The 14,238-nt window shown below is 31.2% G+C and carries 13 protein-coding genes; 3 read left to right on the forward strand and 10 right to left on the reverse strand.

Going from position 1 to position 14,238, the window contains the following annotated elements; translation table 11 throughout:
* From ACI3VO_RS11480 to xylB, 7 genes are all read right to left on the reverse strand, one after another.
* A partial coding sequence (locus ACI3VO_RS11480) for an Hsp33 family molecular chaperone HslO (RefSeq protein WP_439758047.1) occupies positions 1-483 on the reverse strand: 483 nt, incomplete at its 3' end.
* Positions 484-552: 69 nt separating this feature from the next.
* Positions 553-1,299: a class I SAM-dependent DNA methyltransferase gene (locus tag ACI3VO_RS11485; protein ID WP_439758048.1), complete on the reverse strand. Its 747-nt coding sequence runs from the start codon at positions 1,297-1,299 to the stop codon at positions 553-555.
* Positions 1,286-1,555 carry a small, acid-soluble spore protein, alpha/beta type gene (locus ACI3VO_RS11490; RefSeq protein WP_290693866.1) on the reverse strand — a complete coding sequence of 90 codons (270 nt, stop codon included), beginning with the start codon at positions 1,553-1,555 and terminating at the stop codon, positions 1,286-1,288. The genes ACI3VO_RS11485 and ACI3VO_RS11490 overlap by 14 nt, the downstream gene beginning before the upstream one ends.
* A 271-nt stretch (positions 1,556-1,826) precedes the next feature.
* A complete protein-coding gene (locus tag ACI3VO_RS11495; protein WP_439758049.1) occupies positions 1,827-3,227 on the reverse strand; it encodes an MFS transporter in 1,401 nt (466 codons plus the stop codon).
* Positions 3,228-3,256: 29 nt separating this feature from the next.
* Entirely contained in the window at positions 3,257-4,732 is a 1,476-nt protein-coding gene (locus tag ACI3VO_RS11500) for an L-fucose/L-arabinose isomerase family protein (RefSeq protein WP_439758050.1), read from the reverse strand.
* A 47-nt stretch (positions 4,733-4,779) separates the two neighbouring features.
* Positions 4,780-5,394: a DUF4867 family protein gene (locus ACI3VO_RS11505; protein ID WP_439758051.1), complete on the reverse strand. Its 615-nt coding sequence runs from the start codon at positions 5,392-5,394 to the stop codon at positions 4,780-4,782.
* Positions 5,395-5,427: 33 nt separating this feature from the next.
* Positions 5,428-6,897 carry a xylulokinase gene (gene xylB, locus ACI3VO_RS11510; RefSeq protein WP_439758052.1) on the reverse strand — a complete coding sequence of 490 codons (1,470 nt, stop codon included), beginning with the start codon at positions 6,895-6,897 and terminating at the stop codon, positions 5,428-5,430.
* Between the two features lie 246 nt (positions 6,898-7,143).
* Between xylB and ACI3VO_RS11515 the strand changes: the two genes are divergently transcribed.
* Both ACI3VO_RS11515 and ACI3VO_RS11520 read left to right on the forward strand, forming a co-directional pair.
* Complete coding sequence (locus ACI3VO_RS11515) at positions 7,144-8,169, forward strand: LacI family DNA-binding transcriptional regulator (RefSeq protein WP_439758053.1); 1,026 nt, start codon at positions 7,144-7,146, stop codon at positions 8,167-8,169.
* 15 nt (positions 8,170-8,184) lie between these two features.
* Positions 8,185-9,183: an aldose epimerase family protein gene (locus ACI3VO_RS11520; RefSeq protein ID WP_439758054.1), complete on the forward strand. Its 999-nt coding sequence runs from the start codon at positions 8,185-8,187 to the stop codon at positions 9,181-9,183.
* 110 nt (positions 9,184-9,293) lie between these two features.
* Here the strand turns inward: ACI3VO_RS11520 and ggt are convergent, their stop codons facing one another.
* Together ggt and ACI3VO_RS11530 are read right to left on the reverse strand one after the other, a co-directional pair.
* Positions 9,294-10,907, reverse strand: coding sequence for a gamma-glutamyltransferase (ggt, locus tag ACI3VO_RS11525; protein ID WP_439758055.1), 1,614 nt, complete (start codon positions 10,905-10,907; stop codon positions 9,294-9,296).
* 163 nt (positions 10,908-11,070) lie between these two features.
* Complete coding sequence (locus ACI3VO_RS11530; protein WP_439758056.1) at positions 11,071-12,417, reverse strand: Na+/H+ antiporter NhaC family protein; 1,347 nt, start codon at positions 12,415-12,417, stop codon at positions 11,071-11,073.
* 155 nt (positions 12,418-12,572) lie between these two features.
* On the opposite strand from ACI3VO_RS11530, the gene ACI3VO_RS11535 reads away from it, so the two are divergent.
* Entirely contained in the window at positions 12,573-13,457 is an 885-nt protein-coding gene (locus tag ACI3VO_RS11535) for a LysR family transcriptional regulator (protein ID WP_439758057.1), read from the forward strand.
* Positions 13,458-13,516: 59 nt separating this feature from the next.
* Here ACI3VO_RS11535 and ACI3VO_RS11540 read toward each other — a convergent pair.
* Positions 13,517-14,238: YARHG domain-containing protein (locus ACI3VO_RS11540; protein WP_439758058.1), on the reverse strand; the 722-nt coding region annotated here is incomplete at its 5' end.

Here is a 14,238-nt window from a genome sequence, read left to right on the forward strand (position 1 = left end):
CAGTGATACTACTGAAGGAGTTTGCTCTGATAAAGCAAAGTAATGAGTGAAATCCTCTGCTATTTCTCCACTAACTAATGGATAAGATCCTATATAAGGTTCTTTTAATCCTAAATCCTTTATAACCTGTACATATCCATCTGTACCTACTGCACCTGCTACGTTTAATTTACCATTTGGATAATTTTCTACACTTACATCAGGATTTTGTACATATCCACGTACTATACCCTTTGCATCAGATGTGGCAAGTATAGTTCCTATTGGACCTCCACCTTTGATTATTACTGTTAATTCGTCATTTTCATTTTTCATCATAAGACCCATCATACTAGTAGCAGTTAAAGTTCTTCCCAATGCTGCTGTTGCTACCTTTGTTGTATTGTGGTTTATTCTAGCTGTCTCTACCATTTCTCTAGTCGTAGCTACATAAGCTCTAACCTCATCGTTGCCACCTGTAGCTTTTATTACGTAATCCTTCATTGTTATTCCTCCATATTTTATTAAGTCAATTTGAAATTTCTACATTGTAATCTTCATATTTTTAAAATTTTACTTTCTACATACAAAAAAGATTCTCTCACTGTCCTCTTCAGGCTTTTCAAAAGTAAAATCACCATAAACCTTAACATCAGAAAACCCAGCTTCTTCAAGCATATCGATTATCTCATCTTCAGTATAAGCTCTTTGCAAATGAACCTCTTCATGCTTATCGTATTTACCATTTTCGTCAGCCACAAAGAAAGTAAGCTCCATCTCAACTAAATTTTGCTCATCATCGAAATAGTTTTGCCACATATAAGATACATTTTCTCTATTTTCTCCATACATATTATCTCCTAATACTGTAGATAACTTGTAAAATGAGCTAATATCAAAAATAAATATACCTTCTTCTTTTAGTAATTCATGAGTTTTAGAAAATATATTTATTAAATCTTCATCGTAAGTTATATAATTAAATCCATCACATGCACATAAAACACAGTCTAAATTAGTCACATCAAAATCAAGCTCTGCTATATCCTGTTCTAATAAAACTAGTTCTATGTTTTCCTTTTCTGCCTTGCTTCTAGCTACATTTAACATTTCGTCTGAAATATCTATGCCTGCTATATCGTAGTTCTTTTTAGCTAGTGGTATTGTTATATTACCAGTTCCACAGGCTAATTCCAAGATATTTTTAACTTTTGCATTTTCTTTTTCGATTATTTGCTCTATATAATCTATCCATCCTTCATAATCAACATCGTCCATCAATTCATCATAGACGAACGCAAAATCTCTATACTGATCCATCCTCTGTATCATTCCCCTTATTTTCTTTTTTCATTTTCTTCTTACGCGCTGTAAGTATTCCGCCAATTCTACCGGCTTCCTTTGCAGTCAAGCCTGCCCAGCCCTTCTCGCTTACCTTATCAATTAATCCTAATTCTGATGCTATTTCATATTTCATTATATCATTGTCTGTCAATGGTTTATCTTTCTTGCTGTTATTTTTTCTAGTTTTTTCACATTTATATATAAATTCTTTAGTTAATTCTTTCTTATCCATAAAAATACCCCTTTCATATTCAAAAGTTACACACTATTCATATTTAAATTATTGCCAAATTAATGTATTCTATACACTCATTTACATTATTTAATATTTTTTTCTAAAAACATACTCTTCAAACTGTTATAATTATCATATAAATACTGTGAATTCTATTTACAAGACAATTAGGGGATAATTTTTAAATGATATTAATAAAATAAACCGTTCACTCTAAATCTATTAATAATTTAGAATGAACGGTTTAAAAATCTATTATTTTATTGTTCTAATTTTGTGTATAGTCTTGTAATCTTCTTTGTTCTAGATCCCTTTTTATAGTTGGATAAATTTTATCAATTCCCATAAATGCATACCATATTATTAAAACTATTACTGTTATAACTAATGGTAAATATAAGAATAATGCTTTTATAGCAACTAAAGCTGAAGCTGCTTGTACTGCTGCTGTTCCGTTATATTTTCCTAATGCTAATATCCAACCTAATGCTGCTGTTCCTATTCCTGTACCAAACTTCATTCCAAAGCTTGTGATACTATATGTCAATCCTTCTTCACGAATTCCATCTTTCCATTCGCTGTATTCTACAACATCTCCTACTACTGCAAATAAGCAAGAATACATAGCTCCATGTCCAATACCTTGTAATACTAATCCTAAATATATCATAGAAAGAGTTGTTGGAGCCATTATTTCTATAATTAATCCTGCTCCATAGAATAAAAATCCTGTAAATAATACTTTTATCTTACCATATTTTCTTATAAGCATAGGCATTAAAAGCATAGCTAATATAGTTGGTATGTAGTTCCATAATGTCATGTAACTATTTATTATTTCATCGCCAAGTATATATTTTGCATAATATATTCTAGAACCGCTTGTAAGTCCTAATGATATATATATAACACAAAATGCTAAAGTTATAAGTATGAAATATTTGTTTGTGCAAAGAATTTTAAAAGTTTTTATTATACTTCCTTTTTCTCTTTTAACTTTTTCTTTTTTTACAGGTTTATATCTTTCTTTAGTTCCTATGAATGTAGTAAAGAATGCTATAAATCCGATTATTGCATATATAATACTCAATGTAGTCCATGCCCTTTGGTCTCCTCCTAAAGCTGTAACTATAGGTATAGTAACTACATTTATTAATAATTGAGCTATCATTGTAAGTGTAAAACGTATAGAATTCATCGTATTTCTATCATCTTGATCTATTGTGACTAAAGATAACATTGTATTATAAGATAAGTTATTTGCTGTATAACAAACTGCTGCCATAAAAATATAAACTACAAGTAAATATATTGCTTTTCCATTATCACTTATATTTGGTATAGAGAAAATCATAATCAAACTTATAACTAGTGGAGGTGCACTCCATAATACCCAAGGTCTTGCTTTTCCCCATTTAGTATCAGTTCTATCTATTAATGCTCCCATAAATAAATCTGAAAAACCATCAAAGACTCTGGCAACCAACATTATTGTACCTAAAATTCCTGATGCCAATCCAGCTACATCTGTACAGTAAATTAATAAAAACGATGCAACTGTAGTCCAACATAAATTAGCACCTACATCTCCTACGCCGTAGCATAATTTTTCTCGCATAGATACTTTTTCACTTTTTATTTCTATATTAGTATTTGCATTTAAATCCATCTTTACTCCTCCGATTTGTATTTTATTCTCTAGCAGAAAGGATTTTCTGTTTTATATCTAACACCTTTTGGTTGGTTATAATCTATTTCATCTACAGCAACACCTAGATATTTAAATATTTCATATAATGTTTTTCCAAAATGACCAAATGCAACTGCACCATGATGTGGATAATTCTTTTCTATAAGAACATGTCTGTAAAATCTACCCATTTCTGGTATAGCAAATACACCTATAGCGCCGAAAGATCTAGTAGCCACTGGAAGAACTTCTCCTTGTGCTATATATGCACGAAGTTTTGCATCAGATGTACTTTGTAGACGGAAGAATGTGATATCTCCTGGAACTATATCTCCTTCTAAAGTTCCTTGAGTTACTTCTTCTGGTAGAGAACGAGCCATTATTTTTTGGTATTTCATTTCACAGAAAGATAATTTACCAACTGCTGTATTTCCACAATGGAATCCCATAAATGTATCTTTTAATTCATAGCTGTATTTTCCTTTTATTTCTTCTTCGTACATATCACTAGGAACAGTATTGTTTATATCTAATAAAGTAACTGTATCTTGACTAACTATTGTACCTATAAATTCGCTAAGTGCTCCGTATATATCAACTTCACATGAAACTGGTATACCTTTTGCTGTTAAACGGCTATTTACATAACAAGGAACAAATCCAAATTGAGTTTGGAAAGCTGGCCAACATTTACCTGCTATAGCTACAAAATCACGGCTTCCCTTATGACCTTCAACCCAGTCAAGTAATGTAAGTTCGTATTGAGCTAATTTTGATAATATTTCAGGTTTTTTATTTCCACAACCTAATTCATCTTCCATTTCTTTTACTATACTAGGAATACGAGCATCGCCTTCATGTTTATTAAATGCTTCAAATAAATCTAATTCTGAGTTTTCTTCTATTTCTACACCTAAGTTGTAAAGTTGTTTTATAGGTGCATTACAAGCTAAGAAATCTTGAGGTCTTGGTCCAAAAGATATTATTTTTAAATTATTTAATCCATATATAGCTTTTGCTATTGGTTCAAATTCGTGTATCATATCTGCACATTCACTTGCAGTTCCAACTGGATATTCTGGTATGTATGCTTTTATATTACGAAGCTTTAAGTTATAGCTTGCGTTTAACATACCGCAGTAAGCATCTCCTCTATCGTCTAAAAGCTTGTCTCCTGCTTCTTCAGCTGCAGCAACAAACATTACTGGTCCTCCAAATTCTTTAGCTAATAGAGTTTCAGATGATTCTGGTCCAAAGTTTCCAAGATAAACTACTAAAGCATTGCATTGTGCTTCTTTAACTTCTTTAAGAGCTTTTCTCATATGTATTTCGTTTTCTACACATGTTGGGCATTCAAATATTTCACCGTATTTTGCTTTATATTCTTTTACAACGTTTTTACGTCTATTTTCAGAAAGAGACATTGGGAAACAGTCTCTACTTACTGATACTATTCCTATTTTTATTTCTGGCATATTGTTCATATTAAAATTCTCCTTTTATATTCTGTATTTTTTAATTAAATATTTTCTTACAATGTTATATTTTTACCTTGTATTCCGTTTATTGCATCTTCTATATTTGCATCTTTATGAGCTATAAGCCATTTATTTATTGCAAATAATAATGAATTTTCACCTTGCTTTGGTACAGAATAATTAATTTTTCTATTTGTACCTTTTGGTAAAACAACTACACATTTAAAACCTTTTCCTTCAACTGAACAAGGAGCATAATGAAGAGTAGTTGCATAAATTTCAACTGCTGTTCCTTCTGGAACTAAAAATGCCTCCACTTTAGAACTATCATATGTAAAATCATCTGCTATATCTTGTTGTAATCCAAGAAGTAAAATCATATCAGTTGCAGCGATATTTATTTCGCTATCTCTGTGATATTCTAATGCATTTAATTTGTTGTTATGCCCATTACAATATCCAATTTGTATAGGCATTCCACCGTATACTTCCTCAGATAATACCTTTAAGCTTTCTGTATATTCTAGCATCGGAACTGATGGTTCATATTCAACTCCTTGTGGACATTCTATATTTTTCATTACATCTAGTATCGGTTTAAAGTTATAATCCTTTAAAACTTTACCATATTTTTTAAATGCTTTATCTTCTAAACTTAAAATTTCCATAATTCACCTCATTTATTAAATTTTTTATGTAGCTTACATTAATTTAGTGTATAAATCTTTTAATGTAGGATATATATTTTTAAATTTTTCATAAGCAATATCGTATTTTTCAACAAGCTTTGGATCTGGGCCTACAGTTTTTACTACTTTTACTATTTTATCTGAAGCTTCTTTTACATCTTCAAATTCTCCGCATCCTACAGCAGCTAGCATTGCAGCACCTAATGCAGGTCCTTCTTCAACTTCTATTCTTTCAACATCCATATTCAATACATTTGCAATTATTTTAACCCATACATCACTTTTAGCTCCTCCACCACATATCTTTGTGCTTTTTATATCCATTCCAAGTGATTTTGCAACCTCTAAGTTATCTCTCAATCCAAATGCAACACCTTCAAGTACTGCTTGTATCATATCAGCACGAGTTGTATCCATACTCATTCCTATAAAACAAGCTCTAGCATCTTGATTATTGTGTGGAGAGCGTTCTCCCATTAGATATGGCAAGAAAAATACTTTATTTTCTCCAAGTTTTTTTACTTCTTTTAATTCTTTATCGTATTCTTTAGTTTTTAATATTTCTTCCATCCACCATTTATTACAAGATCCCGCACTCAACATACATCCCATTAAATGATATTTTCCATCTGCATGTGCAAATGAGTGAAGAGCATTATTTTCATCAACTCCAAATTTTTCACTTGATATAAATATTGTTCCAGAAGTTCCTATAGATAAATTGCATCTACAATCTCCTACTGTTCCTGTTCCAATTGCTGCAGCTGCATTGTCCCCAGCTCCTGCTATTACCTTTACATCAGTTGATAAACCAAGTTCTCCTGCTACTTCTGAAGTTAAATTTCCAACTACATCATAGCTTTCAAATATTTTTGGCAATTGTTCTTCTTTGATTTCGCATATATCCATCATCTCTTTTGACCAACATTTATTCTTTACATCAAATAAAAGAGTTCCTGATGCATCAGATACATCTGTACAAAATGTATTAGATAATCTATATGCAAGATAATCCTTAGGCAACATTATTTTATTTATTTTATCGAAGTTTTCTGGTTCATTTTCTTTAACCCATAATATCTTAGGTGCTGTAAATCCAGCAAAAGCTATATTAGCAGTGTATTTAGATAAATTTTTAGTTCCTATTTCTTGGTTAAGGTAATCAGTTTCTTTTCCTGTTCTACCATCATTCCAAAGAATTGCAGGTCTAATTACATTGTCATTTTCATCTAATAGTACAAGTCCATGCATTTGTCCGCCAAAGCTTATCCCTGCTATCTCTCCTTTATCAAAAGAAGCAATTAATTCTTTAATTCCTTCTATAGACTCTTCATACCAGTGTTTTGGATTTTGTTCTGACCATCCACTTTTTGGAAATGATAATGGATATTCTTTTGATACTATATTTTTAATATTTCCTTTTTCATCCATTAACAATAACTTGACTGCTGACGTTCCTAAGTCAACTCCTATATATAACATTCGTATCCTCCTGTTTATTTCTCATTCAAATCTATGCTCAAAACCTTTTGTGCTCGAGCACATTTTTATTGTAAACGATTTTCTAAAAGAATACAAGAGTTTTTTTATTTTTTTGTGCTCGAGCACATTTGACTTTTATATTCATTTGTGATATTTTATATATGTTAAAAAGCTATAACTATGATAAATTATTTTTTTAATATAAATTTTTAATATAAATATAAAACAATAAAAAGGAGTTGAAATATGGCCACTATAAAAGAAATCGCTCAATTAGCAGGTGTATCCCGAGGTACTGTAGATCGAGTAATAAATAATCGCGGAATGGTAAATCCCGAAACAGCTCGTAAAGTACAAGAAGTCATAAAAACACTTAATTATAAACCAAATAAAGCCGGAATAATTTTAAGTGCACAGAAGAAAAATTTAAAATTTGGAATTATATTATTCGGAAACAACAATCCATTTTTTGATGAAGTAAAACTTGGAATAGAAGAAAAGAAAACAGATTTAGAAAACTACAATTGTTCAATAGAAATAAAATATATCCCTATAAACGTAGATGCACAGTTGGAGGCTATTGATTCACTAGTTCAGGAAAACGGTGTAAATGGAATCGCACTAACACCTTTCAATGATAAGAAAATTGCGGATAAAATAAATGAATTATACGATATGGGAATACCTGTAGTAACTTTAAATACAGATATTGAAAATTCAAAAAGACTAGCTTATGTCGGAAGTAATTATTATTTATCTGGTAGAACAGCTGCTGGTTTGATGAATTTAATTACTCATGGTCAAGCAAATGTAGGTATAGTAAGTGGTTCACAAAACGTATTATGTCATAGCGAACGTATAGAAGGCTTTAAGGATTGTATAAACGAAAGCTATCCTAATATTAAAATTATAGACATAGTATACAACAACGATGATGATATAAAAAGCTTTGAGCTCACTTCAGAATTAGTAAAAAATAAAAATATAGATTCATTATTTTTTGTAGCTGGTGGTGTATACGGAGGCTGTCGTGCTGTAATTTCCGCTGGAAAAGATAAATCTATACAAAGTATTGCTTTTGATAGTGTTCCTACAACTAAGGAAATGATAGAAAAAAATATTATAAAAGCAACTATTTGTCAACAGCCAAAGCTACAAGGTTCTAAACCGCTAGATATTTTATTCGATTATTTATCTACAGGTAATAAACCAGAAGAAGAATTCAACTATGTCTCTATTGACATAAGAATAAAAGAAAATATAAATTTTTAAAAACGAGGTAAATTGATGAAATTATTTGGAATAACTAAAGATAATAAAAAAGTATTTTCGTATACTATTTCTGATAAAGAAAACCATGCAACTATTTTAAATTACGGAGCTGTTATTAATTCTCTCGTTATAAAAAATAAAAATGACAAATTAGTCGATGTTGTATTGGGTTTTGACAATATAGAACAATATGAAGATCAAAGAGATATTTTATTTATGGGAGCTGTATGTGGAAGATATGCCAACAGGATAGCAAATGGAAAATTTTATATAAATAATCGAGAATACAATATTTCTCAAAACGACAAAGGTAACTGCCTACACAGTGGTGAGTCTGGATTTGATAAGCGCATTTTTGATGTAGAAGAGGTTACAGAAAACTCTATATTGCTCTCTATAAAATCTGAAGATGGAGACGGCGGTTTTCCTGGAGAATTTTTATTAAAAGTAAGATATACACTAGAAAATAACTCATTGAAAATAAATTATTCTGCAAAAACTACCAAAGATTGTCCCGTAAATATAACTAACCATTCTTATTTTAATTTAACTGGAAATGGCGACATTTTAAATCACAAATTAAAGATTTACGGTGATTACTACATGGATTTAGACGAAAATGGATTGGCAAATGGAAAAATAAAGGATATTAAAGGCACTCCTTTTGATTTTTCAGATTTTAAAGAAATAAAATCTGCTTTAGATTATATGGATGTAGACAATCATTTTTACGCTGATACTAGACATTCATATTACAATAAATTTGCTACTTTATGTGCTCCAGATGATAGCTTATCAATGGATATATACACAGACCAATGCGGAGCTCAAGTATATACAGGAAACTCTATCCCTAGCATACAACATACAAAATCTGGACCTATAAAAAAATACAGCGCTATATGCTTTGAAACTCAATCTGTACCAAATGCACTTGAGTTTAGCTATCTACCTTCTCCAATTTTAAAAGCAGGAGAAATATATTCACACAATAGTGAATTTAAATTTTATTAGACAAGACCTAAAATAATTTTTATACATAAAATAATTAAAAATACCCTATACAAATAAACAACTGTGCATCTGTATAGGGCGTTTTTATGTAAAATTCTTATAAAATTATTCTACCAAGCAGCCACAAATCCATCTGTTCTAGGTTCACTAGCTCCAACTAGAGTTCCATGCTCGTCTCTCATTATAATTTGTCCACGACCCATGCTTGTAGACTCCGGTAGCACTGTTATCTCGTGTGCTCTTCGTACCAATTCTTCTGTAACGGCAAATGGGAATGCTCTTTCAACTTGAATTTTCTTGCCTCCTACCCATTGCCATCTAGGTGCATCTAGGGCTTCTTGTGGGTTCATACCAAAGTCGATAGTATTCATCATAACTTGAAGATGTCCCTGTGGTTGCATAAATCCACCCATAACTCCAAATGGACCTATTGGTTTACCGTCTTTAGTTAAAAATCCTGGGATTATTGTGTGATATGGTTTCTTATTTGGTCCTATGCAGTTTTCGCTGTTTTCATCTAAATTAAAGTTGTTTCCTCTGTTATGTAACGCTATTCCTGTACCTGGAACTACTATACCAGATCCAAATCCACAGTAGTTACTTTGTATATAGCTGACCATATTCCCCTCACCATCTGCTGTACAAAGGTATATAGTTCCTCCACAAGATGGATCCCCGTACTCTGGCATTATTGCATCATGTCCTATCAATTCTCTTCTCTTTTCAGCGTATTCCTTTGAAAGCAACTCTTCCTTTGTAACCTTCATATATCTAGGATCTGATACATATCTTTGCCCATCTACAAATGCTAGCTTCATAGCTTCTATTTGTCTATGCACAGTTTCTGCATCATCGTGAGTTTTTACATCTAACCCCTCCATTATGTTAAGAGCCATAAGCGCTACTATTCCATGACCATTAGGTGGTATTTCATTAATTTCGTAACCCTTGTAACTTGTACTTATAGGTTCAACCCACTCTGCTTTAAATTTAGCTAAATCTTCTTTTCTTATAAGACCACCTGTATTTCTTGAATACTCATCTATTTTATCTGCTAAAGCTCCTCTATAGAAAGATTCACCTTTAGTTTCTGCGATTTCTCTAAGTGTCTTTGCGTGGTATTTTAATGTCCAAATTTCACCTGCTGAAGGTGTTCTTCCATTATCAGAAAAAACTCGCTTCCATTCATCAAATAAAGGATCTTTAGTATCTTTAAAAAATTCTTCATACTCATTCTCCCATAATCTAGATATCACAGGAGATACAGGGTATCCATTTTCTGCATATTCTATAGCAGGCTCAAATAATTCCTCAAACTCTAATTTTCCAAATCTCTTAGATAATTCCACCCATCCAGAAACTGCTCCTGGAACTGTAACCGGAATCCATCCATGAACTGGCATTTCACTATAACCTTTAGCTTTTATATCTTTAGCATTTGCAAGCTCTGGAGCATGTCCACTCGCATTTAAACCGTATAATTTATCCTTCATCCAAACTAATGCAAAAGAGTCCCCACCTATTCCATTTGAAGTAGGCTCTAAAACAGTCATACAAATAGCTGTAGCAATCGCTGCATCTACTGCATTTCCGCCTTTTTTAATAATATCAAGTCCTGCCTGAGCTGCAAGTGGTTGTGATGTAGACACCATACCTTTTCTTCCATATACTAAGCTTCTTCTTGATGGATAACTGTATTTCAAAGCGTCAAATTCAAAACTCATTTTAATCTCCTCCTAATAACCTCTTTTATCTTGAAGAAATATTTTCCATATAATTTATTATATATATAAACATAATTAAAATCCTTATTTTTTACCAAAAAATATAGACTACACTAACTGTAGCCCATATCCTTCATACTAAACTAAATTTTTAAACAAGATCTTAAGCTCCCATTCTATGATACTTTTCATATTTCCCATTAGGTAAAATTTTTATAAGTAGCAAATTAACTAATGGAATCAAAAATAAATAAAATGCATACGGAATAAGTCCAACATTACTTACATCCATAGTCAAAGCTGGAACAAACACAGACAAATTCCAAGGAATAGTAGCCGCCAAAGTAATTCCTGTATTCTCTAAATCAATAGCCAATTTATAATTATCCATGCCATTTGCTTCATAACTCTTATGTAAAAGATTATAAGTCAAAACACTTGAAATAGACTGATTACAACCAAATGCAGCAGTTAAAAAGCTCACAATTATCGTATGAATAAACAACGAAAATCTTCCCCTTGCCTTCATCATTAAATCTTCCACACTTTTCAACATATTTGTTCCAGTAAATATCCCAGATAAAGAGCAAGACAAGAAAACAACAAAGGCAGCCTGCCACATAGATAGAATTCCTCCACCCTTTAAAATACTATGTAAACTATTTGACAGATCCATCTCAAATCCAAATACCAATAGATTCAAAACCTCCATAGGACTATATCCTTGGAATATTATAGCGATAACTACAGCTGCAACAATACTTATAGACATTGATATCATTACATTTACCTTGAAAGCAGCAAATAACAAAATAATTATAGCCGGAATTAAAATAACTATTCCTACTTTAAAGCTAGATACTATCTCCTTATCAAGAGTTATCTGTGCAAAATCATTACTACTGTTAATTGAAAAAATATAGTAAAGCACAACAGTTATAATAAACGGCACTACAGATGTTTTAAACATATTAGATATATTCGTATAAATATCTGTCTTAGTCAAATTAGCCACCAAAAATGCACTCGAAGATACAGGAGAGCATCTATCTCCAAAATAAGCTCCTGACAAAATCGCCCCTGCAACTAAATTTACATTCATGCCTCCACTTTTAGCAATCAAAATCAACGCTATACCTATTGTACTAACTGTTCCTAAAGAAGTCCCCAAAAGAAAAGCAACTATACAGGTTATTATAAAAGCATAAACTACAAAATAATTCAAATTTATATACTTCAAAGCGTAATATATTATCGATGGAACTGTCCCAGATGCCATCCACACGCTAGTTATCATCCCAATTAAAACAAATATCTCTAAAACAATAAAAGATTGTTTCCCCTCATCAAATGCCATCTTCATCAAATCCTTTATCGCAAATCCTCTCTTACATGAAATATATAAAAAAATACAAAATCCAAATAACAATGGATATCCTACAAATATGCCTTTAAAAACACAGAATAATAATGAAATAAATGTAATACACAAACCAACAACTATATCCATATAAAAACCTCCCCATAAAAATTCAAATATTTTAATATTTATCTAATTTTTATGTTATCATTTAAATTAATATCATTCAAACAGATTATAACTATATATACAATCGATTTTACCGATATATAAATTGCAAAAATCTATATTAGGAGGGTAATTCAATGGAATTAAAACAATTAAAAACATTCGTAGTTGTCGCTGAAACTCTCAGCTTTAGCAAAACAGCTGATTTATTAAATTTCGCACAATCCAGCATATCAGAGCAAATAAAATTACTAGAAAACGACCTAAATTGCAAATTATTCGAAAGGCTTGGAAGAAAAATATTTCTAACTAATGAAGGCGAAAAATTACTATCATATGCAGAAAAAATACTAAATTTATGTGAGGATGCTAAACACGATTTATCTGGCTCTCCTGCACCATCTGGAACACTTAATATAGCAATGGCAGAAACTCTTTGCGTATATAAGCTTCCTGAATTTCTAAAAAAATACTGTAATTCTTATCCAGAAGTCGAGCTAGAATTAAAAATCGGAAATTGCGAGGATTTCCCAGATATGATAAGGAAAAACAAAATAGATATTGCATTTATCCTAGGAAACAATGTATCTTATCCAGATATAATTTCAAAAATCTTATATCGCGAGCCACTAGTCTTAATATGCAGTAATTCCGATGATTTAAGCAAAGAACGCAAAATAAATTTATCAAAATTAAGCGAAAAAAAATTAATACTAACTCATAGAGAATGTAGCTATAGAATAGATTTTGAAAATTACCTATCAGATATAGGTGTATCTCCCAAATCCATACTATCTCTTGAAAGCATTGAAGCTATCAAGCAATACGCTATAAGCGGATTTGGTGTCTCATTTTTACCACGTATAGCAGTAAAAAAAGAAATAGAAAATGGACAATTAGTAGAAATAAATTACGATGGTCCAGAATTTTTTACATATGCGCAGGTAATATATCACAAAGACAAATGGATATCTCCTGCACTAAAGGCTCTATTAAATATGTCTCTTGAAGAAATTAAATAACTTGCATAGAAAAATGCTACAACAGATAATTACTCTCTGCTGTAGCATTTACTTATGACTTATTGTAAATTTTCATATTCTAAAATTAAATAAGCATTTGCTCTTTCATACTTATTAAGCATAGTCTCATCAACGAAATCATCTGGATCTATAGTTCCTCTATACCAAGAGCATCCATTGAAGTAATTTTGCAATTCTTTGTCATTAAATTTACGTCCATTTCTAGCATATATCTCATTACGAGCAAGTCGAAGCTCTTTATCTGATAATTTTTCTAAGTCAGAAATAGTTAAATATCTGCTGTCACTATCTGCAAATATATATCCATCTTGGTTGTATTTTGCTGAGCCGTTCTTAACCTCTAAAAGCTCCTCTGGTATATAAGAATATGTGTTGCGAGTCATCATTTTTTCTGACATATATCTTATGTATAGGTTTCTGATTACACTTTCTTTAGATTTTTCGCTTGTTGTGTACTCTAGCAAATATTGAGATTTTTGTTCTTTAAATATGCTGTCGTAAACACCTGCCATATAGCTTGCATCTGTGATATTTTTGTAAAAGCCTCCAGTAGAATTAGCTATATCACTCAATATTGATGTATTAAGTGAACTACCTATACCTATTATGTATATAGGAACTTTATATCTTTGAGCTAAATCCTTTACAGCTTGGTAAGAAACTCTACTCACATTATCTTGTCCATCTGTAAACGCTATAATACATTTTGCACCGTCAGTAGAGACGATTTGATTTACAGATGCATATAATGCATCGTATA

The organism is Intestinibacter sp. (assembly GCF_051866655.1).
Taxonomy (GTDB): Bacteria; Bacillota; Clostridia; order Peptostreptococcales; family Peptostreptococcaceae; genus Intestinibacter.